This window comes from Burkholderia sp. BCC1208, assembly GCF_902833095.1.
In the GTDB taxonomy this organism is placed as follows: Bacteria; Pseudomonadota; Gammaproteobacteria; order Burkholderiales; family Burkholderiaceae; genus Burkholderia.
Genome location: NZ_CADFDY010000002.1, coordinates 365,615 through 389,940, shown reverse-complemented (window position 1 = coordinate 389,940; position 24,326 = coordinate 365,615). Strand labels below are relative to the sequence as shown.

At 66.5% G+C, this 24,326-nt stretch carries 24 protein-coding genes; 20 read left to right on the top strand and 4 right to left on the bottom strand.

Features of this window, described 5'->3' with window-relative positions; all coding sequences use genetic code 11:
- Positions 1-3: 3 nt before the first annotated feature.
- Genes sdhA through gltA form a run of 4 tightly spaced genes read left to right on the top strand, consistent with a single transcriptional unit; the run spans position 4 to position 4,140 of the window.
- The gene (sdhA, locus tag HWX09_RS06585) at positions 4-1,779 is read left to right on the top strand and encodes a succinate dehydrogenase flavoprotein subunit (protein WP_027782605.1); all 1,776 of its coding nucleotides are present in this window, start codon (positions 4-6) and stop codon (positions 1,777-1,779) included.
- 21 nt (positions 1,780-1,800) lie between these two features.
- On the top strand, positions 1,801-2,502 hold the full coding sequence (locus HWX09_RS06580) for a succinate dehydrogenase iron-sulfur subunit (protein WP_006479352.1): 702 nt from the start codon (positions 1,801-1,803) through the stop codon (positions 2,500-2,502).
- 10 nt (positions 2,503-2,512) lie between these two features.
- Positions 2,513-2,785 carry a succinate dehydrogenase assembly factor 2 gene (locus tag HWX09_RS06575; protein ID WP_027782606.1) on the top strand — a complete coding sequence of 91 codons (273 nt, stop codon included), beginning with the start codon at positions 2,513-2,515 and terminating at the stop codon, positions 2,783-2,785.
- A 53-nt stretch (positions 2,786-2,838) separates the two neighbouring features.
- Positions 2,839-4,140 carry a citrate synthase gene (gene gltA / locus HWX09_RS06570; protein WP_027782607.1) on the top strand — a complete coding sequence of 434 codons (1,302 nt, stop codon included), beginning with the start codon at positions 2,839-2,841 and terminating at the stop codon, positions 4,138-4,140.
- Between the two features lie 90 nt (positions 4,141-4,230).
- Here the strand turns inward: gltA and HWX09_RS06565 are convergent, their stop codons facing one another.
- Complete coding sequence (locus tag HWX09_RS06565) at positions 4,231-5,208, bottom strand: AraC family transcriptional regulator (protein ID WP_027782608.1); 978 nt, start codon at positions 5,206-5,208, stop codon at positions 4,231-4,233.
- A gap of 71 nt (positions 5,209-5,279) precedes the next feature.
- Between HWX09_RS06565 and HWX09_RS06560 the strand changes: the two genes are divergently transcribed.
- The 5 genes from HWX09_RS06560 to HWX09_RS06540 all read left to right on the top strand — a co-directional run bounded on the left by HWX09_RS06560 (position 5,280) and on the right by HWX09_RS06540 (position 10,237).
- The gene (locus HWX09_RS06560) at positions 5,280-5,669 is read left to right on the top strand and encodes a VOC family protein (RefSeq protein WP_027782609.1); all 390 of its coding nucleotides are present in this window, start codon (positions 5,280-5,282) and stop codon (positions 5,667-5,669) included.
- A 110-nt stretch (positions 5,670-5,779) separates the two neighbouring features.
- On the top strand, positions 5,780-7,030 hold the full coding sequence (locus HWX09_RS06555; protein WP_027782610.1) for a DUF1479 domain-containing protein: 1,251 nt from the start codon (positions 5,780-5,782) through the stop codon (positions 7,028-7,030).
- 209 nt (positions 7,031-7,239) lie between these two features.
- Positions 7,240-7,998, top strand: a complete 759-nt coding sequence (locus tag HWX09_RS06550; RefSeq protein ID WP_027782611.1) for an arginine deiminase family protein — start codon at positions 7,240-7,242, stop codon at positions 7,996-7,998.
- A gap of 100 nt (positions 7,999-8,098) precedes the next feature.
- On the top strand, positions 8,099-8,563 hold the full coding sequence (locus HWX09_RS06545) for an Lrp/AsnC family transcriptional regulator (RefSeq protein ID WP_027782612.1): 465 nt from the start codon (positions 8,099-8,101) through the stop codon (positions 8,561-8,563).
- A 102-nt stretch (positions 8,564-8,665) separates the two neighbouring features.
- Positions 8,666-10,237, top strand: a complete 1,572-nt coding sequence (locus HWX09_RS06540) for an amino acid permease (protein WP_027782613.1) — start codon at positions 8,666-8,668, stop codon at positions 10,235-10,237.
- A gap of 30 nt (positions 10,238-10,267) precedes the next feature.
- Here the strand turns inward: HWX09_RS06540 and HWX09_RS06535 are convergent, their stop codons facing one another.
- Positions 10,268-10,993: a glutathione S-transferase gene (locus HWX09_RS06535; protein WP_027782614.1), complete on the bottom strand. Its 726-nt coding sequence runs from the start codon at positions 10,991-10,993 to the stop codon at positions 10,268-10,270.
- 120 nt (positions 10,994-11,113) lie between these two features.
- Positions 11,114-11,437 (bottom strand): cupin domain-containing protein, encoded by a 324-nt coding sequence (locus HWX09_RS06530; RefSeq protein ID WP_027782615.1) that lies wholly within the window; start codon positions 11,435-11,437, stop codon positions 11,114-11,116.
- A gap of 350 nt (positions 11,438-11,787) precedes the next feature.
- On the opposite strand from HWX09_RS06530, the gene HWX09_RS06525 reads away from it, so the two are divergent.
- From HWX09_RS06525 to asd, 8 genes are all read left to right on the top strand, one after another.
- Positions 11,788-12,609 carry a hypothetical protein gene (locus HWX09_RS06525; RefSeq protein WP_027782616.1) on the top strand — a complete coding sequence of 274 codons (822 nt, stop codon included), beginning with the start codon at positions 11,788-11,790 and terminating at the stop codon, positions 12,607-12,609.
- Positions 12,610-12,644: 35 nt separating this feature from the next.
- Positions 12,645-13,403 (top strand): hypothetical protein, encoded by a 759-nt coding sequence (locus tag HWX09_RS06520; protein WP_027782617.1) that lies wholly within the window; start codon positions 12,645-12,647, stop codon positions 13,401-13,403.
- A 216-nt stretch (positions 13,404-13,619) separates the two neighbouring features.
- Positions 13,620-15,029 carry a 3-isopropylmalate dehydratase large subunit gene (leuC, locus tag HWX09_RS06515; RefSeq protein WP_027782618.1) on the top strand — a complete coding sequence of 470 codons (1,410 nt, stop codon included), beginning with the start codon at positions 13,620-13,622 and terminating at the stop codon, positions 15,027-15,029.
- Between the two features lie 3 nt (positions 15,030-15,032).
- A complete protein-coding gene (locus HWX09_RS06510; RefSeq protein WP_027782619.1) occupies positions 15,033-15,179 on the top strand; it encodes an entericidin A/B family lipoprotein in 147 nt (48 codons plus the stop codon).
- Positions 15,180-15,246: 67 nt separating this feature from the next.
- Entirely contained in the window at positions 15,247-15,897 is a 651-nt protein-coding gene (gene leuD / locus HWX09_RS06505) for a 3-isopropylmalate dehydratase small subunit (RefSeq protein ID WP_027782620.1), read from the top strand.
- 79 nt (positions 15,898-15,976) lie between these two features.
- Complete coding sequence (gene leuB, locus HWX09_RS06500) at positions 15,977-17,044, top strand: 3-isopropylmalate dehydrogenase (RefSeq protein WP_027782621.1); 1,068 nt, start codon at positions 15,977-15,979, stop codon at positions 17,042-17,044.
- A gap of 120 nt (positions 17,045-17,164) precedes the next feature.
- Positions 17,165-17,284 (top strand): hypothetical protein, encoded by a 120-nt coding sequence (locus tag HWX09_RS06495; protein WP_006756675.1) that lies wholly within the window; start codon positions 17,165-17,167, stop codon positions 17,282-17,284.
- 85 nt (positions 17,285-17,369) lie between these two features.
- Positions 17,370-18,491: an aspartate-semialdehyde dehydrogenase gene (gene asd, locus HWX09_RS06490; RefSeq protein WP_027782622.1), complete on the top strand. Its 1,122-nt coding sequence runs from the start codon at positions 17,370-17,372 to the stop codon at positions 18,489-18,491.
- Between the two features lie 101 nt (positions 18,492-18,592).
- Here the strand turns inward: asd and flgE are convergent, their stop codons facing one another.
- Positions 18,593-19,837: a flagellar hook protein FlgE gene (gene flgE, locus HWX09_RS06485; RefSeq protein WP_027782623.1), complete on the bottom strand. Its 1,245-nt coding sequence runs from the start codon at positions 19,835-19,837 to the stop codon at positions 18,593-18,595.
- An 818-nt stretch (positions 19,838-20,655) separates the two neighbouring features.
- Between flgE and HWX09_RS06480 the strand changes: the two genes are divergently transcribed.
- The 3 genes from HWX09_RS06480 to HWX09_RS06470 are packed head-to-tail and all read left to right on the top strand — an operon-like array spanning position 20,656 to position 24,301.
- Positions 20,656-22,791: a FimV/HubP family polar landmark protein gene (locus HWX09_RS06480; protein WP_027782624.1), complete on the top strand. Its 2,136-nt coding sequence runs from the start codon at positions 20,656-20,658 to the stop codon at positions 22,789-22,791.
- On the top strand, positions 22,791-23,603 hold the full coding sequence (gene truA, locus HWX09_RS06475; RefSeq protein WP_027782625.1) for a tRNA pseudouridine(38-40) synthase TruA: 813 nt from the start codon (positions 22,791-22,793) through the stop codon (positions 23,601-23,603). Before HWX09_RS06480 ends, truA begins: the two co-directional genes overlap by 1 nt.
- A complete protein-coding gene (locus HWX09_RS06470; protein ID WP_027782626.1) occupies positions 23,600-24,301 on the top strand; it encodes a phosphoribosylanthranilate isomerase in 702 nt (233 codons plus the stop codon). The genes truA and HWX09_RS06470 overlap by 4 nt, the downstream gene beginning before the upstream one ends.
- Positions 24,302-24,326 lie beyond the last annotated feature (25 nt).

Genomic DNA, 24,326 nt, shown 5'->3' with positions numbered 1-24,326 from the left:
AGAATGGCTGCAATCAAAACTTCCCTCCCGCGCCGCAAGTTCGACGTCGTGATCGTCGGTGCGGGCGGCTCCGGCTTGCGCGCGGCGCTGCAACTGTCGCGCGCGGGCCTGTCGGTCGGCGTGCTGTCGAAGGTGTTCCCGACGCGTTCGCACACGGTGGCCGCGCAAGGCGGTATCGGTGCGTCGCTCGGCAACATGAGCGAAGACAACTGGCACTTCCACTTCTACGACACGATCAAGGGCTCCGACTGGCTCGGCGACCAGGACGCGATCGAATTCATGTGCCGTGAAGCGCCGAACGTCGTGTACGAACTCGAACACTTCGGCATGCCGTTCGACCGCAACGCGGACGGCACGATCTACCAGCGCCCGTTCGGCGGCCACACCGCGAACTACGGCGAGAAGCCGGTCCAGCGCGCTTGCGCGGCCGCCGACCGTACCGGTCACGCGCTGCTGCACACGCTGTACCAGCAGAACGTCGAAGCGAAGACGCAGTTCTTCGTCGAATGGATGGCGCTCGACCTGATCCGCGACGCGGACGGCGACGTGCTCGGCGTGACGGCCCTCGAGATGGAGACGGGCGACGTCTACATCATGGAAGGCAAGACGACGCTGTTCGCGACGGGCGGCGCAGGCCGGATCTTCGCGGCATCGACCAACGCGTTCATCAATACCGGCGACGGCCTCGGCATGGCGGCGCGCTCGGGCATCGCGCTGCAGGACATGGAGTTCTGGCAGTTCCACCCGACCGGCGTGGCCGGCGCGGGTGTGCTGATCACCGAAGGCGTGCGCGGCGAAGGCGGCATCCTGCGCAACGCGAACGGCGAGCGCTTCATGGAGCGCTATGCGCCGACGCTGAAGGATCTGGCGCCGCGTGACTTCGTGTCGCGTTCGATGGACCAGGAAATCAAGGAAGGCCGCGGCGTGGGTCCGAACAAGGATCACGTGCTGCTCGACCTGTCGCACATCGGCGCCGAGACGATCATGAAGCGTCTGCCGTCGATCCGCGAAATCGCGCTGAAGTTCGCGAACGTCGATGCGATCAAGGAACCGATCCCGGTCGTCCCGACGATTCACTACCAGATGGGCGGCATCCCGACCAACATCCACGGTCAGGTCGTCGGCACGTCGCGGGATCACAAGGAACCGGTCAACGGCTTCTACGCGGTGGGCGAGTGCTCGTGCGTGTCCGTGCACGGCGCGAACCGCCTCGGCACGAACTCGCTGCTGGACCTCGTGGTGTTCGGCCGCGCGGCCGGCAACCACATCGTCGAGCACGTGAAGAGCCAGAAGGAACACAAGCCGCTGCCGGCCGATGCAGGCGAATTCTCGCTGGCGCGTCTGAACAAGCTCGACAAGTCGACGTCGGGCGAATACACGCAGGACGTCGCGAACGACATCCGCGCGACGATGCAGAAGCACGCAGGCGTGTTCCGCACGTCGGCGCTGCTGAAGGAAGGCGTCGACCAGATGGCCGGCCTGGCGGCGCGCGTGGAAAGCATCCACCTGAAGGACAAGTCGAAGGTGTTCAACACCGCGCGCGTCGAAGCGCTCGAGCTGGAGAACCTGATCGAAGTGGCCCGCGCGACGATGGTGTCGGCGGAAGCGCGCAAGGAAAGCCGCGGCGCGCACGCGCACAGCGACTACGAACACCGCGACGACGAGAACTGGCTGCGCCACACGCTGTGGTACAGCGAAGGCGATCGCCTCGACTACAAGCCGGTTCAAATGAAGCCGCTGACGGTCGAATCCGTGCCGCCGAAGCCGCGCACGTTCTAAGCCGAGTCAAAGGAATCCGAAATGGCAAAACGCATTTTTGAAGTCTACCGCTACGATCCGGACAAGGACGCAGCGCCGCGCATGCAGACGTACGAGCTCGAGATCCAGCATGAGCGCATGCTGCTCGACGCGCTGGTCAAGCTGAAGGCACTGGACGAGACGCTGTCGTTCCGCCGTTCGTGCCGCGAAGGCGTGTGCGGTTCAGACGCGATGAACATCAACGGCAAGAACGGTCTCGCGTGCCTGACGAACCTGAACGACCTGCCGCAGAAGATCGTGCTGCGTCCGCTGCCGGGCCTGCCCGTCGTGCGCGACCTGATCGTCGACATGACGCACTTCTTCAACCAGTACCACTCGATCAAGCCGTACCTGATCAACGACGCGCCGCCGCCGGAGAAGGAACGCCTTCAGTCGCCGGAAGAGCGCGACGAACTCGACGGCGTGTACGAGTGCATTCTGTGCGCGAGCTGCTCGACGTCGTGCCCGAGCTTCTGGTGGAACCCGGACAAGTTCGTCGGCCCGGCCGGCCTGCTGCAGGCTTACCGCTTCATCGCGGACAGCCGCGACACCGCCACCGGCGAGCGTCTCGACAATCTGGAAGACCCGTACCGTCTGTTCCGTTGCCACACGATCATGAACTGCGTCGACGTTTGCCCGAAGGGCCTGAACCCGACGAAGGCGATCGGCAAGATCAAGGAACTGATGGTTCGCCGCGCGGTTTAAGGCCGGAGCAATGAGCGACGATTCGCATCAATCCGACCCGCACCGCCGCGCGCGCCTTCGCTGGCGCGCGCGGCGGGGTCTGCTGGAAAACGACATCGTATTCGAGCGTTTCTTCGGCAGATACGAGCATGACCTCACCGATGCAGACGTAGGCGCGTTGTCGCGCCTGCTCGATCTGAGCGACAACGACCTGATGGACTTGCTCCTCGCGCGCAAGGAACCAGAGGGCGACCTAGACAGCCCGGACATCCGCCGGCTGTTGGAGATGCTGCGCAACGTGTAACACGTTACGCCCGTTATCGAATCCCGTTTCTTTATTTCGATTGAGGATGTGCCATGACTCCGTCTGATGTTAAAGCCACGCTATCGTTCAGCGACAACTCGCCGAGCGTCGAACTGCCGATCTACAAGGGCACGATGGGCCCGGACGTGATCGACATCCGCAAGCTGTACGGCCAGACCGGCAAGTTCACTTACGACCCGGGCTTCATGTCGACGGCAGCTTGTAATTCGGCGATTACGTACATCGACGGCGACAAGGGCGAACTGCTGTACCGCGGCTACCCGATCGACAACCTCGCGCAGAACGCGGACTTCCTCGAAAGCTGCTACCTGCTGCTGAAGGGCGAACTGCCGAACGCCGCGCAGAAGAAGGAATTCGTCGACACCGTCACGAAGCACACGATGGTGCACGAGCAGATGCACTTCTTCTTCCGCGGCTTCCGTCGCGACGCGCACCCGATGGCGGTGCTGGTGGCGGCCGTCGGCGCGCTGTCGGCGTTCTATCACGACTCGCTCGACATCAACGACCCGCGTCACCGCGAAGTGTCGGCGATCCGCATGATCGCGAAGCTGCCGACGCTCGTCGCGATGGCGTACAAGTTCAGCATCGGCCAGCCGTTCGTCTATCCGAAGAACGAACTGTCGTACAGCGCGAACTTCATGCACATGATGTTCTCGAACCCGTGCGAAGAGTACAAGGTCAACGACGTGCTGGTCCGCGCGCTCGACCGTATCCTGATCCTGCACGCCGATCACGAGCAGAACGCATCGACGTCGACGGTCCGCCTGGCCGGTTCGTCGGGCGCGAACCCGTTCGCGTGTATCGCGGCCGGTATCGCGTGTCTGTGGGGCCCGGCGCACGGTGGTGCGAACGAAGCCGCGCTGAACATGCTCGAGCAGATCGGTTCGCCGGACAACATCCCCGAATTCATCAAGCAGGTGAAGGACAAGAATTCGGGCGTGAAGCTGATGGGCTTCGGTCACCGTGTGTACAAGAACTACGACCCGCGTGCGAAGCTGATGCGCGAAACGTGCTACGAAGTGCTGAACGAACTGGGCCTGCACGACGACCCGCTGTTCAAGCTCGCGATGCAGCTCGAGAAGATCGCGCTGGAAGACGAATACTTCGTGTCGCGCAAGCTGTACCCGAACGTCGACTTCTACTCGGGCATCGTCCAGCGCGCGCTGGGCATCCCGACGTCGATGTTCACGTGTATCTTCGCGATGGCACGTACGGTCGGCTGGATCGCACAGTGGAACGAAATGATCGCCGATCCGGAACAGAAGATCGGCCGTCCGCGTCAGCTGTTCATCGGCGATACGCCGCGCGAAGCAAAGCCGCTCAACGCACGTTGAACCGTGTGCGGCGCGAACGGCCGGCAGGCCGCTCGCGTCGGGCAATCGCAACGCCACGACACCCCGACGGGTCAGCCCGTCGGGGTGTTTTCATTTGCGCGGCCGACGTTGGCCCGATCCGGCGAGGCGCTCCAGCGACGGCGGCCGGGTGTCGAGCGCCGGCGCATCGTCGTCGGGCGCGTGGCCGTGCTGCTTGAAGAACTGCCGGTACGCGCCGGGCGTCGTGCCGCGCGCGGCGAGGAACTGGCGATTGAAGTTCGCGGCATTCGGAATGCCGCAGCGCTCGGCCACCGTCGCGATCGGCCAGTCGGTGGCGACGAGATGGCGGCAGGCGTGCGCGAGCCGCAGCCGTTGCACGTAGCGGCCGACGCTTTCGCCGAGATGCCGGACGAACAGCCGTTGCAGCGTGCGTTCGGACAGGTGGGCGGCAGCGGCGAGTGCGTCGATGCGCAGCGGTTCGTGGAAATGCCGGTCGATCGCGTCGAGCACGCGATCGAGGCGTTCGGTTTCGGGCGCGGCCGAGTCGGCGGCCGAGGATGCGCCGTCGGGCCGGTCGTACGCGTGCGCGGTGGCGAGCGGTTCGCCGCCGGCTTCCGCTAGATCGGCAAGCGTGTCGAGCGTGGCCGCAAGCCTCACGCGCGGCGACGGATCGAGCAACAACGCCAGTCGCGCGCGCATCGCGCGGGCCGTCTTCACGTCGAAGCGCAGGCCCGGCGCCGCGCGCCGCAGCAGCGAGCGCAGCGGCGCGTATTCGGGGCAGCAGTCGGCCAGCCGCCGCACCCAGTCTCCGTCGAACCAGACGACGAGCGCGACCTCGGGCGCGTCGCGATCGATGCGCGCGTTCGACGACCACGTATGCGGCAGGTTGGGCGGCACGAGCACGAGATCGTCGTCCGCGTAGCGCGCGACATGATCGCCGATGAAGCGCTGGCCGCGGCTGTTGAGCGTCAGCGTCAGTTCGTACTCGGGGTGGCGATGCCACTCGAACGGAATCCGCGCGAGCTGACGGTGATAGACGCGGATCGAACAGCCGGGCGCGAACGTCACGTGCTCGTATTGCGGTTTCATCGCGGCCTCCGGTAGGGGCGGGCAGCGCGTCGTGGCATGATCGTGAGCGATCGTCACCACGGAGCGATGCCATGTTTTCACATGTTTGCGTGGGCGTCAGCGATACGGCGCGCGCCTACGATTTCTACGCGCCGCTGTTCGCGGAACTCGGCCTGCGCCTGAAATTCCGCGAACCGGACGGCTGGTCGGGCTGGATGCCGGCCGACGCCGAGCGGCCGCTGTTCTTCTTCGGCAAGCCGCTCGATGGCCGGCCGCCCGAACCGGGAAATGGCCACACGATCGCGTTCGATGCGCCGACCCGTGCACACGTCGATCGCTGCCACGCGCTCGCGCTGCGACAGGGCGGCAGCTGCGAAGGGCCGCCGGGCCTGCGGCCGCACTATCACCCCGACTACTACGGCGCCTATTTCCGCGACCCGGACGGCAACAAGCTCTGCGTGGTCTGCCATCGTCGCGAGTGATGCACGATTGTCAGGATTGTATCGATCATTGACCGGATAGTAGTGATATCGGCCATGCGCCGGCCGTACGCTGACAGCACATCACGACGCGCTTCAGCGAGGAGACGACGATGCAACTGACGATTGACGATCTGCCGGCCGCGATCCAAGCGGCCAAACGGGCGCTGCGCGCCGACCTGCCCGGTTATGCGGCCACGTTCCGCGAGCTGGAAGGCGACATCGCACGGCAGGTCGACGCGATCCGCCGCGCGCACGCGCAGGGCCACGACGTGATTCCGGTCGTGCCATTCGCGGATATCTCGGCCGGCAAGATCGATCCGCACGCGATTGCCGCGATCCGCACGCATGGCGCGGTCGTGATCCGCGGCGTGTTCGATGCGCGGCAGGCGCGCGACTGGAACGACGAGATCGGCGCGTATCTGGAGGCGAACCGCTTCGCCGACCGGTTGCACGCGCGCGCGGAAGACCGCTATTTCGGCAACCTCGCGTCGGGCAAGCCGCAGATCTACGGCGTTTATTGGTCGAAGCCGCAGGTCGCTGCGCGCCAGTCGCCGGCGCTCACGCAGGCGCGGGTGTTCCTGAATCGCCTGTGGCGGCATGCGGACGGCGCACGCACGCATTTCGATCCCGACCAGGTGCCCGCCTATGCGGACCGGATTCGCCGCCGGCCGCCCGGCTCGACGTCGCTCGGGCTGTCGCCGCACGTCGACGGCGGCTCCGTCGAGCGCTGGCTCGGCGCGAATTTTCGCCGGGTTTATCGCCACGTGCTGGCCGGCCGCTGGCGCGATTACGATCCGTTCGATGCGGCGTTTCGTCCCGACGTCGAGGAGATTCCGTCCCCGGCCGTCTGCTCGATGTTCCGCACGTTCCAGGGCTGGACCGCCCTGACACCGCAGGGGCCCGGCGACGGTACGCTGCAGCTGATCCCGGTCGCGAACGCGATGGCCTATGTCGTGCTGCGTGCGCTGCAGGACGACGTCGCCGACGACGACCTGTGCGGCGCGCGTCCCGGCCGCGCGCTGTCGATCCGGCCCGAATGGCATTCGCTGCTGCTCGACGCGCTGGTGCCGATCCCGCACATGGCGCCGGGCGACGCGGTGTTCTGGCACGGCGACGTCGTGCATGCGGTCGAGGATGCGCATCGCGGCAGCGGCGACAGCAACGTGATGTACATCGCGGCCGCGCCCGGCTGCGCGAAGAACGACGCGTACCTGCACCGCCAGCGTTCCGCGTTCCTGCGTGGCGACAGCCCGCCCGATTTCCCGGCCGATCATTTCGAGGTCGAATTCGACGGGCGCGCGGGGGAGGGCGAGCTCACGGCGCTCGGCCGTGCGCAGATGGGATTCGAGCCCGGCGCGTAACGCGCGTGCGGCGGGCGAAACGGCCGTTCGCGAGACGGCGAACGGCCCGTCTGCCGAATCCGCTGCGGGGTGCGCGCAATTCGACGCAAACGGCTGTCGGCGCCGCCGAAATCGACGCGAATTGCGCAATTTGGCTTCCGATAATGGTCCGGACACAACGCCGCCGGCCCGTGCGCCGCACGGAGGCGGCGCAGATCATGGAGGAGTCGATGCAATTCACGCAAGCGATCGTTCGCCGTCCCGCGCTGTCCTGTGGCGCGGGCCTCACCACCGCCGCGCTCGGGGCGCCCGACTACGACAAGACGCTCACGCAGTTCCACGCATACTGCGACGCGCTGCGCGGGCTCGGCGTCGCGCTGACCGAACTGCCGTCGCTCGATGCGTTTCCCGATTCGCATTTCGTCGAGGACGTCGCCGTCGTCACGCCGGAATTCGCGGTGATCACGCGCCCCGGCGCGCCCGCCCGGCGCGGCGAGACGGTTCATATCGAAGCGGCGCTGGCCGCCCATCGCGACCTGCTGCCGATGCAGTCCGGCCGCCTCGACGGCGGCGACGTGATGCTGGTCGGCAAGCGCTTCTTCATCGGCCTGACGAGCCGCACCGATGCCGAGGGCATCGCCGCGTTCGACGCGCTGGTGTCGCGCCATGGCTATTCGGTCGTCGCGGTGCCGGTCGGCGCCGGCCTGCACCTGAAATCGGTCGTCAACGCACTCGACGACGACACGCTGCTCGTGACCGACGCGCTGGCCGCGCATCCGGCGTTCGCCGACTATCGCCGGATCGCGATCGCGGCCGCGGACGAATACGCGGGCAACACACTGCGCGTGAACGGCACGCTGATCACACCGGCCGGTTATCCGCGCGTGCATGACGCGATCGCGTCGCTCGGTTTGCCGCTGCACGTGATCGACACGAGCGAGTTCCGCAAGATGGACGGCGGCCTGACCTGCCTGTCGCTGCGGTTCTAGCCGATTGGCGCGCGGCCGCTTCGGCCGGATAATGTGGCCCCGCCGCGCGGAACGGCAGACGCTCCGCGCATGAGCCAGGACCCGACCGGAGCGAACGCGGATGACCGACAAGAAGATGCAGCTCGACAAGATCGATCTCCGGATCCTCGACATCCTGCGTACCGACGGGCGAATTTCCTACCGGAAGCTGTCGGAACGCGTGAACCTCACGCCGCGGCCGTGCCAGGCGCGCGTGGAGCGGCTCGAGGCGCTCGGCGTGATCGAAGGATATCGCGCGGTGATCAAGGCGCCGCGCGCGACCAAGCCGATCGTCGTGATCGCGCAGATCGTGCTGGCCGATCATGGGCGCTCGCAGGCACCGTTCGAGGAGGAAATGCGCGCGAATCCGGCCGTGCTCGATTGCTGGCTCGTCAGCGGCACGTTCGATTTTCTCGTGCGGCTCGCGTGCGAGGATCTCGACGAGTACCGGCGGATCGCGAACGCGTGGCTGGAAAGTCCGCGGTTCCGGATCGAGAAGATCGTGACGACGGCCGAACTGCAGGCGATCAAGCGCAGCGTCGTGTGAGGCGACCGGCCCGGCAGGGCCGATTTCAACGCGAATGGCCGGATCAATCGATTTGCATTCCAAATCAAATCGATTGGCCGGGTCACAATCAGGATGAACACTATGGATACTATGCAAGCGGCAGCGCAGACGGCCGCGCCGTCCGGGACGACGCTGAAGCGCCGGCTGCAGGGCCGCCACATCGCGATGATCGCGATCGGCGGTTCGATCGGCACGGGGCTGTTCGTCGCGTCGGGCGCGTCCGTCGCGCAGGCGGGGCCGGGCGGAGCGATCGCCGCGTATCTCGCGATCGGAATCATGGTCTACTTCGTCGTCACGGGGCTCGGCGAGATGGCCGCGCTGATGCCGGTATCGGGCTCGTTCGCGATCTACGGCGAGAAGTACGTCGACGAAGGTTTCGGCGTCGCGCTCGGCTGGACCTACTGGTACAGCTGGGCGGTGACGATCGCGATCGAACTGGTCGCCGCGCAAATCGTGATGCGCTACTGGTTTCCGTCGGTGCCGGGCGTGTGGTGGGGCGCGAGCTTCCTCGTGCTGATCTTCCTGCTCAATACGCTGTCGGTGCGCGGCTTCGGCGAATCGGAATACTGGTTCTCGCTGATCAAGGTCGTCACCGTGATTGCGTTCATCGCGGCCGGGCTGCTGATCGCGGCCGGCGTGCTCGGCGGCGGGCATACCGGCGGCGGGCATACCGGCACCGGGCATCCGGTCGGCTGGCGCAACTTCACGACCGGCGACGCGCCGTTCGTCGGCGGTGTGCACGCGATGATGAGCGTCGCGCTGATTGCGGGTTTTTCGTTCCTCGGCACCGAGCTGGTCGGCATCACGGCCGGCGAATCGGAAAACCCGCGCAAGACCATCCCGCGCGCGGTGAAGCAGATCTTCTGGCGGATCATGCTGTTCTACGTGCTCGCGATTTTCGTGATCGGCCTGCTCGTGCCGTACACCGATCCGAACCTGCTGAAGAGCGACGTGACCGACATCGGCGTGAGCCCGTTCACGCTGGTGTTCAGCCACGCGGGGTTCCCGCTCGCCGCCGGCGCGATGAATCTGGTGATCCTGACGGCCGTGCTGTCGGCCGGCAACTCCGGCACCTACGCGGCGACGCGGATGCTGTACAACCTCGCATCGGAAGGGCGCGCGCCGGCCATGTTCGCGACGCTGTCGCCGGGCGGCGTGCCGCGCAACGCGCTGTACGCGACGATGGCCGTCGGCGGATTGTGTTTCCTCACGTCGTTGACCAACAACCAGCGCATCTATCTGTGGCTGCTGAATACGGTCGGCATCACCGGGTTTATCGCGTGGCTCGGCATCGCGGTCTGCCATTACCGGTTCCGCAAGGGATTTTTGAAGCAGGGCTATCGGCTCGATCAACTGCCGTATCGCGCGAAATGGTTTCCGTTCGGGCCGGTGTTCGCGATCGTGGTCTGCATCGTGATTTCGCTCGGCCAGGATTACCAGGCGTTCTTCGCGGCGCGCATCGACTGGATGGAAGTGCTGTCGATCTATGTGTGGATTCCACTGTTCGTCGCGATCTGGTGGGCGTATCGCCGCGCGCGCAAGAGCCGGCTCGTGCGCTACGAGGAGATGGACATCGGGCCGTGGCTCACGCGCTCGGTCGAGGCCGTCGACGCGGCCGCCGCGCAGCACGCGCAGCACGGGCAGCCGCACTGACCGCCCGCGCGGGTGCGGACCTTGCCGGCGTTACTTGTCCAGCTCCGGATAGTGCCGGAAGATCCCCATGTCGTTGAACGGGATGCGGCGCTCCGACTCGAGGTAGCGCGCGACGGGCGGGTGCTGCGCGACGCGATCGTGCAGCGCGACGAGCGCCGCGACCTTGCGCTCCGCGCGCTTCATCGCTTTCGGGAACGCATAGCGCAGGCCCTCGATCAACTGGAACATCGACAGGTCCGCATAGCTGAGCGCGCTGCCCGCGATATAACCGCTCTTGTGCGGGTTCTGTTCGAGCACGCGATCGAAGTAGCCGAGGAATTTCGGCAGCCGGTTCTCTAGGAAATCGGCCGCGCGCTCGGCCGCTTCCGCCTTCTGGTCCTCGTAGTACAGGCCGCTGCCGATCGGATGGTGCGTGTCGTGGATCTCGGTGATGAAATCGGCGGCGGTCAGCTGGATCTGGTGCACCCACAGCCGGCCGGCTTCGTCGTCCGGCGCGAGCCCGAGCCGCGCGCCGAGAAACAGCAGGATGTTCGCGGTCTGCCCGACGACCACGTCGCCCGCTTTCAGGAACGGCGGCGCGAACGGCACGCATTCGGCTTTCGTGCTGTCCATCATGCGCATCATCGCCGACACGCCCATCCCGCGCCCCGATTCGCGCGCGACGTCGACGTAATCGGCTTCGGCCGCTTCGAGCGCGAGCCGCACGTATTCGCCGCGACCCTGGATTTCGGGCCAGTAATAGAGTTCATATCGCATGCTGTTCTCCTGTTCGTTGCACCGAATGCTGCCGGCTGCGTGACGGTGGGGCGGCCATGCGCGCCCGCTGCGAATAGACAGTCTAGGAGATCGTCTGAAAAGTGCCGCGCGCGTCGTGCGTCACGCGCCGCGTTCGCCGCCTTCGGGGCCGTAGAAGAACACCCACGTCGAGAAATCGTCCGAGAAGCCGACGAAGCGGTGCTCGGCGTGCGCGGGGACGAACAGCGCGTCGCCGGCCGCGACGTCGCATTCGCGCCCGTCGACGACGAAGCGCGACGTGCCGGCGGCGATCACGTAGATCTCGTCGCGCACATGCGGAGCCTGCCGGTCCTCGATGCGCGGCCGGTACAGCTCGACGTCGAGCGTGCCGTGGCGAAACAGCGTCGTGAACAGTGTGCCCGCCTCGTCGAGGCGCGCAAGCGATTCGTTCAGGCCGAGTTTCATGGGGGCTCCGGGTCCGGATCACGGGAACGTGCGTTGCGCCATCGTAGCGCGCATGTCGATATCTCGAAACTCCGCGATGGCCATCGGCGAAACAAAGGCGCGATCAGCTCGCCACATGTGAAACGGATTCGACCATCGACGGAACGGAGCAGCAGCCGGGCGGATTCGATCGGTATTTTCACCGCAATTTAACCGACGCCGCCTACGATCGCGCTTCGTCAGTCAACCACACGTCGCGATGCCGATTCGTGCGTGATTGCCCGATGGCCTTTCCCTTTGATCCCGCGAAATCCGGCGATCGTGCCTGCAGTCATGCGCGCTCGTTATTCGCATTCTTTCGTCTCGCACTCATGAGTCAGCATTCCCCGGTTTCGTCCCGCAGAACGTTCCTTTCCGCCGCGCCGGCCGTCGCGGCGGCTTCATTGCTCAGCGCGTGTGGCGGCGACGACGTCACGTCGGCGCCGATCGGCGACGCCGCGCTCGCCGCGCAAATGTCCGCGAAACTGAACGCCCAGCTCGGTGATGCGGCGACGGTCGATGCGATCGTGCCGGCGATGACCGATGTCGGCTTCACATGGGCGCTGCCGACGGCGCCGGCCGCGCGGATCGGCGCGATCGTCGCGTACAGCTTCGGCAATCGCCCGAACGCGGCGAGCGGTAATACGTCGAGCACCGGCGGCAACCAGTCGGCGCTGCCCGACCCAGGGCCGGTGAACGAAGCGCTCGCGGACGCCGTGTACCGCATCCGCCAGTTGAAACCCGTCAAGATCTACGCGCAGTGGGAAATCGCGCGTTTTCTCGTGTCGAAATACGGGCTGGGCGCCGACGCGCTGTCGTCGATCGAGCCGGTGATCGCGAGCGACGGCTCGATCGTGTACCTGAGCACCGCGGGTGTCGCGGCCGTGGCGGTATCGCGCGCGGGCGGGGCGGCGGCGATGGGCACCGTCGCGGTGGTCGGCCATCGCGATCATGCGAAGCGCTGCATCCAGACCTCGCAGCAGGCGGGCATGACGGCCGCTGCGGTCGCCGAGGTGCCGCTGCCGACGACGTACGACCCGCAGTCGGGCCAGCCGTGGACGCGCAACCGCAGCCTCTATCTCGTACACGACATGTATGCGCAGATGCTGACGCACGCGATGACCGCGACGATGCAGGCGTTCCCCAAGGGCTGATGCTTTCCATTGTTTTTCATTCGACTCCCGTGACCATGACGAACCGCCGCCATTTCCTGGCTTCCACTTCATTGCTCGCCGCATCGTGCGCCGCCGCCGCACCCGCTTTCGCGGGCGACGTCCCCGTTTCCGATGCGGAACTGCAGCGCCAGATGCTCGGCAAGCTGACCAACGAACTGAACGATCGCGCGACCGCCGCCGACGAAACCGGTTACCTGCTCGACACGTTTTTCTCGTGGACGCCGCCGACCGTCGACGCCGCCGCCATCGACACGATCGTCGCGTTCGGCTTCGGCAGTCGCGCCGGGGCATCGGCCGCCACGCCGGTGCCGGGCCCCGTGAACGAGGCGATCGCCGATACCGTGTTCCAGCTCCGGCAGAAAGTCGCGGTGCCGATCTTCGCGCAGCAGGAAGTCGCGAGCGTGCTCGCGTCGAAGTACGGACTGGCGGCCGGCGTGACGTCGATCCCGACGCCTGCCGCGGTCGCAGGCAGCCCGATATCGACGCCCGATGGCGTGGCCGCCTCGATCGTCAGGCAGGTCGGGTCGGCCGCGGCGCTCGGCAAGATCGGCGTGGTCACCCATCGCGATCAGGCGTCGATCGCCGTGCGCGTATCGAACGCGGCGGGGATGCAGGCAGCGGTGCCGGGAGGGCTGTCGCTGCCGAACGTCTACGATGCATCGGCGCAGCAGGCGGCGATGCGACGGCGCGATCTTTACCTGATGAGCAACGCCGGCATGCAGCTCGCGATGCTGCGGCTCGAATTGATCAATCGCGAATATCCGAACGGCTGAGCGAGGGCACGGATACAGGCGCCGCACGCGCGCTCGCCGCGCGCCGGCTCGTGCGTGCCCCGTTTTGGCTGGTAATGCCGATACAGGTATTGGCACTACCAGCCAAACCACTGTTTTTAATGGGTTTTTTCGCGTCCTGCCTGCGCCGTGGCGGGTTCCGCGTGGCATAATCGACCGCATCCGCAAGGCTTGTAGTCACAACGACCCCGCATACCCATGGCACAGACTCTCTACGACAAACTGTGGAACACCCACGTGGTCCACACCGAGGAAGACGGCACGACCCTGCTCTACATCGACCGTCAGCTGCTGCATGAAGTCACGAGCCCGCAGGCGTTCGAAGGGCTGAAGATCGCGCAGCGTCCGGTGTGGCGCATCAGCGCGAACCTGGCCGTGTCGGATCACAACGTGCCGACGACGGACCGCAGCCACGGCATCGCCGATCCCGTCTCGAAGCTGCAGGTCGACACGCTCGACGCGAACTGCGACGCATTCGGCATCACGCAGTTCAAGATGAACGACATGCGCCAGGGCATCGTCCACATCATCGGGCCGGAGCAGGGCGCGACGCTCCCGGGCATGACGATCGTGTGCGGCGATTCGCATACGTCGACGCACGGCGCGTTCGGCGCGCTCGCGCACGGCATCGGCACGTCGGAAGTCGAGCACGTGCTCGCGACGCAAACGCTCCTGCAGAAGAAGAGCAAGAACATGCTCGTGAAGGTCGAGGGCGCACTCCCGCGCGGCTGTACCGCGAAGGACATCGTGCTCGCGATCATCGGCAAGATCGGCACCGCGGGCGGCACGGGCTACGCGATCGAATTCGGCGGCTCGACCATTCGCGCGCTGACGATGGAAGGCCGCATGACCGTCTGCAACATGGCCATCGAGGCCGGCGCGCGCGCCGGCATGGTCGCCGTCGACGATACGACGATCGATTACCTGAAGGGCCGTCCGTTCGTGCCGACCGGCGCGGAATGGGATCAGGCCGTCGAATACTGGCGCCAGTTCAAGTCGGACGACGGCGCGCAGTTCGATCGCGTGGTCGAGCTGAACGCGGCCGAGATCGTCCCGCAGGTCACGTGGGGCACGTCGCCGGAAATGGTCACGTCGATCGACGGGCGCGTGCCCGATCCCGAGCGCGAAAAGGATCCGGTCAAGCGCGACGCGATGGAGCGCGCGCTGGCCTACATGGCGCTCGAGCCGAACACGCCGATCGAAGCGATCAAGGTCGACAAGATCTTCATCGGCTCGTGCACGAACGCGCGGATCGAAGATATTCGCGCGGCCGCGTATGTCGTGAAGAAGCTGAACCGCCGCGTCGCGTCGAACGTGCGGCTCGCGATGGTCGTGCCGGGCTCGGGCCTGGTGAAGGCGCAGGCCGAGCGCGAAGGGCTCGACAAGGTATTCACCGATGCGGGCTTCGAATGGCGCGAGCCGGGCTGCTCGATGTGCCTCGCGATGAACGCCGACCGGCTCGAGCCGGGCGAGCGCTGCGCGTCGACGTCGAACCGCAACTTCGAAGGGCGGCAGGGCGCGGGCGGTCGCACGCACCTCGTGAGCCCCGCGATGGCCGCGGCCGCGGCGATCGAAGGTCACTTCGTCGACATTCGCCAGTTGGGGTAACGCGTGACGGCATCGAAAATCATTGCGCGGCTGGTTGCCGTGCTGGCGCTGGCGGGGCTGGGCTTCGGCCTGGCCGGCTGCAATACCGTCCGAGGCTTCGGCGAGGACGTCCATTCCGCCGGCAACGCGCTGCAGCGCGCCGCGGACTGACGCCGCCACCGAGAATTTGTCGATGTGCGCCGGCTGAACGCCGGCCCTTCAACCGGATAGACGGATCATGGAAAAATTCACTGTACATACCGGCGTCGTGGCGCCGCTCGATCGCGAGAACGTCGACACCGACGCGATCATCCCGAAGCAGTTCCTGAAGTCGATCAAGCGCACGGGCTTCGGTCCGAACGCGTTCGACGAATGGCGCTACCTCGATCACGGCGAGCCGGGCCAGGACAACTCGAAGCGTCCGCTGAACCCGGACTTCGTGCTGAACCAGCCGCGCTACCAGGGCGCATCGGTGCTGCTCGCCCGCAAGAACTTCGGCTGCGGCAGCTCGCGCGAGCACGCACCGTGGGCGCTGCAGCAGTACGGCTTCCGCGCGATCATCGCGCCGAGCTTCGCGGACATCTTCTTCAACAACTGCTACAAGAACGGTCTGCTGCCGATCGTGCTGACCGAGCAGCAGGTCGATCACCTGTTCAACGAGACGGCCGCGTTCAACGGCTTTCAACTGACGATCGATCTCGACGCGCAGGTCGTGCGTGCGGGCGACGGCCGCGAGTATCCGTTCGAGATCGCCGCGTTCCGCAAGTACTGCCTGCTGAACGGTTTCGACGACATCGGCCTCACGCTGCGCCACGCGGACAAGATCCGCCAGTTCGAAGCGGAACGGCTCGTGAAGCAGCCGTGGCTCAACACCAAGCTGGTCGGCTGATCGCGCGCTGCGGGCGGGCGCGCCGCGCGTGCGCCCGGCCGCCGGTCTCCCCAACACCCTACCCAGTCAGGAATTTCGCATGAAGATTGCAGTGCTGCCCGGCGACGGCATCGGGCCGGAAATCGTCAATGAAGCGGTGAAGGTGCTGAACGCACTCGACGAGAAGTTCGAACTCGAACAGGCGCCGGTCGGCGGCGCGGGCTACGAGGCGAGCGGCCATCCGCTGCCCGACGCGACGCTGGCGCTCGCGAAGCAGGCCGACGCGATCCTGTTCGGCGCGGTCGGCGACTGGAAGTACGACTCGCTGGAGCGCGCGCTGCGCCCCGAGCAGGCGATCCTCGGGCTGCGCAAGCACCTCGAGCTGTTCGCGAACTTCCGCCCGGCGATCTGCTATCCGCAGCTCGTCGATGCGTCGCCGCTGAAGCCCGAGCTCGTCGCGGGCCTCGACATCCTGATCGTGCGCGAACTGAACGGCGACATCTACTTCGGCCAGCCGCGCGGCGTGCGTGCGGCGCCGGACGGCCCGTTCGCCGGCGAGCGCGAAGGCTTCGACACGATGCGCTATTCGGAGCCGGAAGTGCGCCGCATCGCGCACGTCGCGTTCCAGGCCGCGCAGAAGCGCGCGAAGAAGCTGCTGTCGGTCGACAAGTCGAACGTGCTGGAGACGTCGCAGTTCTGGCGCGACGTCATGATCGACGTGTCGAAGGAGTACGCGGACGTCGAGCTGTCGCACATGTACGTCGACAACGCGGCGATGCAGCTCGCGAAGGCGCCGAAGCAGTTCGACGTGATCGTCACCGGCAACATGTTCGGCGACATCCTGTCGGATGAAGCGTCGATGCTGACGGGCTCGATCGGCATGCTGCCGTCGGCGTCGCTCGACAAGCACAACAAGGGCCTGTACGAGCCGTCGCACGGTTCGGCGCCGGACATCGCGGGCAAGGGCATCGCGAACCCGCTCGCGACGATCCTGTCGGCCGCGATGCTGCTGCGCTACTCGCTGAATCGCGCGGAGCAGGCCGATCGCATCGAGCTCGCGGTGAAAACGGTGCTCGAACAGGGCTACCGAACGGGCGACATCGCGACGCCGGGCTGCAAGCAGGTCGGCACGGCCGCGATGGGCGACGCGGTGGTCGCCGCGCTGTAAGCGCTTGGAAATGAAGTGCGGTAATTAATGTGGAAAAGGGTGCGAACGGGCCGTAAAAATCGGCCGGTTCGCGCGCGGTTGGCCGTTGTGCGGGCCACCGGCTTTGTGTAGACTCGAACGATGGCGCTGATTTCCCTGATCTCCCCGGTCCTGAAACTCCACGGCAACACTGCCCGTGCGGGTGCGCGCGCCATCGTCATCACGAAAACCATTACCACGAAAACGATCATTAAACGCTGATCGCCGTCGTGCCCGCCTGTTTCCCCGCGCGGTCACGCGGGGACGGAAATGGCGGGGAAGCTCCATTCAAAGCAAAGGGTTAGTCATGAACGTAGGTCTCGTAGGTTGGCGCGGCATGGTCGGCAGCGTCCTGATGCAGCGTATGCAGGAAGAGGGCGATTTCGACCTGATCGAACCGGTGTTTTTCAGCACCAGCAACACGGGCGGCAAGGCGCCGTCGTTCGCGAAAAACGAGACCACGCTCAAGGACGCGACCAACGTCGACGAGCTGAAGAAGTGCGACGTGATCATCACGTGCCAGGGCGGCGACTACACGAACGACGTGTTCCCGAAGCTGCGCGCGGCCGGCTGGAACGGCTACTGGATCGACGCGGCATCGTCGCTGCGGATGAAGGACGACGCGGTCATCATCCTCGATCCGGTCAACCTCGACGTGATCAAGGACGCGCTCGTCAAGGGCACGAAGAATTTCGTCGGCGGCAACTGCACGGTCAGCCTGATGCTGATGGCGCTCGGCGGCCTGTTCCGCGAGAACCTCGTCGACTGGATGACGGCGATGACGTACCAGGCCGCATCGGGCGCGGGCGCGCAGAACATGCGCGAGCTGCTGTCGCAGATGGGCACGCTGAACGGCGCGGTGCAGGAACAGCTCGCCGATCCGGCTTCCGCGATCCTCGACATCGACCGCCGCGTGCTGGCCGCGATGAACAGCGATGCGATGCCGACGAGCCACTTCGGCGTGCCGCTCGCCGGTTCGCTGATTCCGTGGATCGACAAGGATCTCGGCAACGGGATGTCGAAGGAAGAGTGGAAGGGCGGCGCGGAAACCAACAAGATCCTCGGCAAGCCGGCGATGGGCGAGCCGGGTTCGATCCCGGTCGACGGCCTGTGCGTGCGGATCGGCGCGATGCGCTGCCACTCGCAGGCGCTGACGATCAAGCTGAAGAAGGACGTGCCGCTCGACGAGATCAACGGCATCCTCGCGTCGGCGAACGACTGGGTGAAGGTCGTGCCGAACGAGCGTGAAGCGTCGATGCGCGACCTGTCGCCGGCGAAGATCACCGGCACGCTGTCGGTGCCGGTCGGCCGCCTGCGCAAGCTCGCGATGGGCGGCGAATACCTGTCGGCGTTCACGGTCGGCGATCAGCTGCTGTGGGGCGCGGCCGAGCCGCTGCGCCGCATGCTGCGCATCCTGCTCGACAAGTAAGCCCGCTCCGCTGTCCGGCCCGCAGGCCGGGCTGCACCACATGACGCGCCGCGTCGGCCTCGAGATTCAGGGCCGGCGCGGCGCGTTTTTTCATGCGCGGCTCAGCGCAGGTTCAGCAGCGTCTGGTCGACGGCCTGCTGGGTCTTGATCGTCTGCGCATTCGCTTGGTAATTGCGTTGCGCGGTGATCAGGTTCACGAGCTCGGTGGTCAGGTTGACGTTCGAGTTTTCCAGCGCGCTTCCCTGCAGCGTGCCGTGGTTCGTGCTGCCCGGCGCGGAGATCTGCGGCACGCCCGACGCGGCCGTTTCCGCATACTGGTTGCCGCCGATGTTCACGAGCCCGTTCGGGTTGTTGAAGTTCGCGAGCGCGATCATGCCGAGCACCGCGCTCTGGCCGTTCGAGTAGTTGCCGGTCAGCTTGCCGTCGGTGCCGATCGAGAACGTCGTCAGCGTGCCGCTTGCGAAGCCGTCCTGCGCGAGGTTGTTCACGCCGTCCTTGCCGCCGTACTGCGTCGTGCCGCCCAGGTCGAGCGTCAGGTTCTGCGGATTGGCGCCGCCCGTCGTGTTCGGGATCGCGAATGCGAACTGGCCGAGGCTCGGCGTCGGCTGGCCGGTCGCGGCCGACGTCGTCGAGCTGATCCGGCCCGATGCGTCGAACGTGACGGTGCCGAGATTCGTCGGCGTCTGGCCGTGCGCACCCGCGTAGGCCTGCCACGTGCCGGCCGCACTCTTCGCGAAGTACATCGTGACCTGTTGCGAGCCGCCGAGCGTGTCGTAGACCTGGATCGACGAGTTGTAGTTGTACGTCGTGTTGTCGTTCGCGTTGAACGGCGTCTTGCTCGGCACCTTGTCCTGCGCGTTCAGGTTGAACTGGCCGGTGATCTTGCTCGTCGCCCGCGGCGCGATGTTGCTGGTCGGCGCCTGCAGCGGCACGGTCTGCGCGGTGTTGATCACGCCGCCCGCGCCTGCCGCATGGCCCATCAGGTTGCGGCCTTGCGAGTCGACGATCGCGCCGTTCTTGTCGCGATGGAACGTGCCGTCGCGCGAGTACGTGGTCACGCCGTTGCTCGACATCTGGAAGAAGCCGTTGCCGTTGATCGCGACGTCGAGCGACGATTTCGTCGAATCGATCGTCCCCTGGCCGAAATTCTGCTGCACCGACGCGAGCCGCGTGCCGATGCCGATCTGCGTGTTGACCGACGTCGCGACCGAATTCGCGTACATGTCGGCGAAATTCGCGCGTCCCTGTTTGAAGCCAACCGTGTTTGCGTTCGCGATGTTGTTGCCGATCACGTCGAGATTGCTCGACGCACCGGCCAACCCGCTCAAACCCTGCTGATAGCCCATGTTCGTCCCCGTAACGAGCTGGTGAGTGAATGCAGTCGTGCGACTGTGCGATGGCCCTTCGGTACTTCACGGCATCAGCCCGGCCAAGCGCGTTTCCGTCTTTCCGGCATGGGCACGCGCGAGGTCGAAATGTGCCGATTGCTGTTTGAAGACGATCGTATCGGCGGTGATTATCGGATCTGTGTAATTTTGTGTAATGAAATTGAATTGATGCAGAAATGACCGTTTTTATATGAGTAATGGGCCATGCGGAATGGGATGAAAGCCTTATGGGGTGTTGCTTTGGCGGTGTGAATTTTTATTTCGTCGATAAGAGAGGAGAATTGTCTTCTTATCGACGAATTGGAATGGGTTGGAGGGGGATTGATTGCCGGTCGGGATTTGTTTTGATTTTCGGCTGTTGATTCATTAACGGCGGGCAGGGTGGATGGTCGAGGGCGCGCTTGCGATTCCGTCGCCGTGATCCTGCGGCGTACACACGGTGAACACCAGAAAGCCGCATCATTCGAACGGTGGGGCGATGTCGCCGCGAGGGAGTTTTCGACAGCACGCGCAGGTTCGCTTCGATCGATCGGATGCATGGGCTGCGGCAGGCCCGGCGGACTCGCGCGACACGAGCGCCCGCCCGCGGCCGGTAGCACTGGCGATCGACGAATTCGGCCGGAACCCGATCGCGTGAAGTAAACTACGCGGTTACGACGCACAGAGCCGCCAAAAGCGTCGCGTTCCGCGCGACGCTTTTGCATTTCTGCAGCCACTTTATTGACGCTTCCAACCGCGAATCCGAGCCGCGCCCGCGCGCGGCGATAGAGCCAACGATGTCCCGAATTTCCTTGTTTCCGCGTCAGTCCCGTCTGTCGCGCGCCGTGCATGGCGCGCTGGCGATCCTGGCGCTCGGCGCGGCCGTATCGGCGTGGGCAGCCGGCACCGGCGAATTGCCGGCGTCCGCCGCCGGCGCCGCCGCCCCGCTTACCGTGACGGTCCAGCCGGGCCAGTCGCTGAACGACATCGCGAAAGCGGCCACGCAGTCGCACGATCCGGGCGTGCTCGCGCGCGCGGGCCGTGCGCTGTTCGACGCCAATCCGCAGGCGTTCATGAAGCGCGACGCGAGCCGCCTGAAAGTCGGCGCGACGCTGACCGTGCCCGCGCTCGATGCCACCGGCGCGGCGCTCGTGCCGGCCGGGGCGTCGGCTGTGTCCGCTGCATCCGGTACGGCGGCCGCTTCCATGCCCGCCGCCGCATCGGGCGGGGCGGCGAGCGCGCAGCATGGCGCATCCGCGCCGCATCCCGGCTCGGCCGTGCAGCCCGCGTCGATGGCGCCGGCCGTACATGCCGCTCCGGTGAGCGGGGCGAGTGCGGCGGCGGGGGCATCGGCTTCGAGCGGGGCTTCGGCTTCAATCGGTGCTTCGGCTTCGACCGGCGCGTCGGCCGCATATGGCGCGTCGGCTGTCGACAGCATGCAGCCGGTGGCGCCCATGGCCGGGGCAAGCGGTCCGCATGTATGGAGCGGTGCGATCCAGTCGGCGCCGTCGTCGGCGAGCGAGGCCGCGGGGCCGTCGATGCCGGGCAGCCCGGTTTCCGGCGTGCACGAACCGGCCGGTGCGGCGCCCGCCGTGGGTGCGTCGCAGCCGCGGCCGTCGAGCCTGCAGCAATTGCTGGCATTAAAGAACCGCGTGCTGATGGAGTTGCAGAAGCACGGCTTCGGCAAACCGGCAACGACGACCGGCATTGCGCCTGCGCCCGCGCCCACCGCGCCGCGTCCGGCCGCGAATGACGCCGGTGCGTCAGCCGCGGCTTCGACGGCAGACGAAGCCGCGTCGGGTGTGGCCGCCAGTGCGCCGCAACCGGCGTCGGCTTCGGTACAGCCGGTCGCACCCGTCGCGACGCCTGCACGTCGTACCGAACAGATGGACTGGCGCCCGGCCGCCGTGGCCGGCGCCGCCTTGATCGTGCTCGCGGCCGGCTTCGCGTGGCGCAAGCGCCGGAAGAGTCGCCGCGCGGACGATGCGGGTACGGCTGCGACCGCGGCAGGCGGTGCCGCGGTTGTAGAAGCGGAAGCCCCGCCGTCCGTCGAACGCGAACTGCCGATCACACCCGAGATGCCGGTTGCACGCGATGCGGCGTCCGACATGAATCTCGCCGCGGCGACTGCCGCTGCGGCGGAGACGGTCGAGCCGCCCGCAGCGGACACATCGTCCGCGCCCGAAATGACGGCGCCGCGCGACGCGTCGCCTGAATCGCCGCCTGCTCACGCCGCGGAGCCGCCCGCGAACGCGGCAACCCCGGCTCCGAGCGAGGCTTCGCACGACGCGGAACCGGCCGAAAAAGCCGCTGCCGCCGACAAACCCGCCGAGCCCGCCACCGCATCCGCAGCCCCTTCGACGACCGAAGCGCAGCACGCGACGCTGATGCAGAACGCGATCAGCGCGCTCAACAGTCTCGACATGCCGTTGCCGCCGCGGGCGGCAGACGAACCATCGTCGGCGGCGGAAGAACCGTCTGTACGGGATGTGCAGTCCGATGCCGATAAAATCGCAACTAACGGTCAACCCACCGAGCACCCGTCGATGGGTTCGGGTGAGACGACCCCGGAACATCCGGCCGACCAGGACGACGAGTTCGACTGGGATCCGGATGCGGCGACGCCTGCCGGCGATGCGGGCAACCCGCCCGCGACGTCGTCGCTGCCGCCGCTCGGCGGCGCGCAGTTCGGCGCGCTGAAGCTCGACTTCGATCTCGACCTGCCGTCCACGCCGGGCGCCGCGCTGCCCGCGCTCACCCCGGACGAACTCGCGCGCATCGCCCGCAACAAGCTGGACCTCGCTGCCGAATACGTCGAACTGGGCGACCTGTCCGGCGCGCGGACGCTGCTGCAGGAAGTGGTCGACGCGAACGACGCCGCGACGCGCGACGACGCACGCGCGCTGCTCGCGAAACTGGCGGACGAGGCGTGATGCGGATCGCGCTGGGCATCCAGTACGACGGCGCGGCGTTCTGCGGCTGGCAGGCGCAGCCGCACGGCAAGACCGTGCAGGACCGGCTCGAACATGCGCTGGCCGAGTTCGCGCGGGTGCCGCTGCACACGACGGTCGCGGGGCGGACCGACACCGGCGTGCACGGGCTCGGGCAAGTCGTGCATTTCGACACCGACCTCGAGCGCGAAGTGTTCTCGTGGGTGCGCGGCACCAACGCGTTCCTGCCGCCGACCGTCTCGGTGCAATGGGCGAAGCCGATGCCGGACACGTTCCACGCGCGTTTCTCGGCGTTCGAGCGCACCTACTACTACGCGCTGTACGTGCACCCCGTGCGCTCGCCAATGCTGGCCGGCCGTGCGGGCTGGATCCACACGCCGCTCGACGACGACGCGATGCGCGCCGCCGCCGCGCACCTGATCGGCGAACACGATTTTTCGTCGTTCCGGTCGTCGGAATGCCAGTCGAAGACGCCGGTCAAACACCTGTATCAGATCGACGTGCGGCGCGCGGGGCATTTCATCCATTTCCGCTTCCGCGCGAACGCGTTCCTGCATCACATGGTGCGCAACCTGATGGGCTGCCTCGTTGCGGTCGGGCGCGGCCGCTACCCGGCCGACTGGCTCGCCGACGTGCTGGCCGGGCGCGACCGCAACCTCGCGGCGCCCACGTTCATGGCCGACGGGCTGTACCTCGCCCGCGTCGGCTACCCGGCGGAATTCGCCGTCCCGCCTGCGCAGCTCGGCAGCGTGCCGTGGAGCAGCGTCTGGGCGGATCTGGACCCACTATCATGACGGATCACGACGTGCCTTCTTCGAATTCCGCCGCGGCGGGCCTGCCGCCGCGCACGCGCATCAAGCTGTGCGGGCTGTCGCGCCCCGAGGACGTGCTGCACGCGGCGGCGCTCGGCGCCGATGCGATCGGCCTCGTGTTCTACCCGAAGAGCCCGCGCGCGGTGACGATCGCGCAGGCGGCCGAACTGGCGGGCCTAGCGCCGCCGTTCGTATCGGTGGTCGGGCTGTTCGTGAATGCGACCGAAGCCGAGATCGAGGCCGTCGTGCGCGACGTGCCGCTCACGGTGCTGCAGTTCCACGGCGACGAGACGCCCGAGCAGTGCGATGCCCTTGGCCGCGCGGCGCGCCTGCCGTGGTTGCGCGCGGTGCGCGTCGGCCCCTCGACGCAGCCGTCCGATTTGGTAGAATCGGCTCTTCATTATTCGAAAGCGCGCGGCCTCCTGTTCGACACCCTGGTGCCGGATTACGGCGGTAGCGGCAAGGTCTTCGATTGGTCTCTTATTCCCGCAGAGCTCGCGCGTCGGGCCGTTTTGAGTGGTGGCTTGAACGCGCAAAACGTCGGTGATGCGATCCGCCAGCTGCGTCCGTTTGCTGTCGATGTCTCGAGTGGCATCGAAGTGGAGGGCGCGAAGGGCGTGAAGGATCACGCCCGGATGGCGGCGTTCGTACGCGCGGTGCGCGAAGCGGACGCCGGGTGATGCAAGCCGGTGCGGCCCCCAAAGC

What these genes read in the sequence shown, in the direction of transcription:
- sdhA (WP_027782605.1), top strand. Translation starts at nt 4, where the DNA reads ATGGCTGCAATCAAAACTTCCCTCCCGCGCCGCAAGTTCGACGTCGTG.
- HWX09_RS06580 (WP_006479352.1), top strand. Translation starts at nt 1,801, where the DNA reads ATGGCAAAACGCATTTTTGAAGTCTACCGCTACGATCCGGACAAGGAC.
- HWX09_RS06575 (WP_027782606.1), top strand. Translation starts at nt 2,513, where the DNA reads ATGAGCGACGATTCGCATCAATCCGACCCGCACCGCCGCGCGCGCCTT.
- gltA (WP_027782607.1), top strand. Translation starts at nt 2,839, where the DNA reads ATGACTCCGTCTGATGTTAAAGCCACGCTATCGTTCAGCGACAACTCG.
- HWX09_RS06565 (WP_027782608.1), bottom strand. Translation starts at nt 5,208, where the DNA reads ATGAAACCGCAATACGAGCACGTGACGTTCGCGCCCGGCTGTTCGATC.
- HWX09_RS06560 (WP_027782609.1), top strand. Translation starts at nt 5,280, where the DNA reads ATGTTTTCACATGTTTGCGTGGGCGTCAGCGATACGGCGCGCGCCTAC.
- HWX09_RS06555 (WP_027782610.1), top strand. Translation starts at nt 5,780, where the DNA reads ATGCAACTGACGATTGACGATCTGCCGGCCGCGATCCAAGCGGCCAAA.
- HWX09_RS06550 (WP_027782611.1), top strand. Translation starts at nt 7,240, where the DNA reads ATGCAATTCACGCAAGCGATCGTTCGCCGTCCCGCGCTGTCCTGTGGC.
- HWX09_RS06545 (WP_027782612.1), top strand. Translation starts at nt 8,099, where the DNA reads ATGACCGACAAGAAGATGCAGCTCGACAAGATCGATCTCCGGATCCTC.
- HWX09_RS06540 (WP_027782613.1), top strand. Translation starts at nt 8,666, where the DNA reads ATGGATACTATGCAAGCGGCAGCGCAGACGGCCGCGCCGTCCGGGACG.
- HWX09_RS06535 (WP_027782614.1), bottom strand. Translation starts at nt 10,993, where the DNA reads ATGCGATATGAACTCTATTACTGGCCCGAAATCCAGGGTCGCGGCGAA.
- HWX09_RS06530 (WP_027782615.1), bottom strand. Translation starts at nt 11,437, where the DNA reads ATGAAACTCGGCCTGAACGAATCGCTTGCGCGCCTCGACGAGGCGGGC.
- HWX09_RS06525 (WP_027782616.1), top strand. Translation starts at nt 11,788, where the DNA reads ATGAGTCAGCATTCCCCGGTTTCGTCCCGCAGAACGTTCCTTTCCGCC.
- HWX09_RS06520 (WP_027782617.1), top strand. Translation starts at nt 12,645, where the DNA reads ATGACGAACCGCCGCCATTTCCTGGCTTCCACTTCATTGCTCGCCGCA.
- leuC (WP_027782618.1), top strand. Translation starts at nt 13,620, where the DNA reads ATGGCACAGACTCTCTACGACAAACTGTGGAACACCCACGTGGTCCAC.
- leuD (WP_027782620.1), top strand. Translation starts at nt 15,247, where the DNA reads ATGGAAAAATTCACTGTACATACCGGCGTCGTGGCGCCGCTCGATCGC.
- leuB (WP_027782621.1), top strand. Translation starts at nt 15,977, where the DNA reads ATGAAGATTGCAGTGCTGCCCGGCGACGGCATCGGGCCGGAAATCGTC.
- HWX09_RS06495 (WP_006756675.1), top strand. Translation starts at nt 17,165, where the DNA reads ATGGCGCTGATTTCCCTGATCTCCCCGGTCCTGAAACTCCACGGCAAC.
- asd (WP_027782622.1), top strand. Translation starts at nt 17,370, where the DNA reads ATGAACGTAGGTCTCGTAGGTTGGCGCGGCATGGTCGGCAGCGTCCTG.
- flgE (WP_027782623.1), bottom strand. Translation starts at nt 19,837, where the DNA reads ATGGGCTATCAGCAGGGTTTGAGCGGGTTGGCCGGTGCGTCGAGCAAT.
- HWX09_RS06480 (WP_027782624.1), top strand. Translation starts at nt 20,656, where the DNA reads ATGTCCCGAATTTCCTTGTTTCCGCGTCAGTCCCGTCTGTCGCGCGCC.
- truA (WP_027782625.1), top strand. Translation starts at nt 22,791, where the DNA reads ATGCGGATCGCGCTGGGCATCCAGTACGACGGCGCGGCGTTCTGCGGC.
- HWX09_RS06470 (WP_027782626.1), top strand. Translation starts at nt 23,600, where the DNA reads ATGACGGATCACGACGTGCCTTCTTCGAATTCCGCCGCGGCGGGCCTG.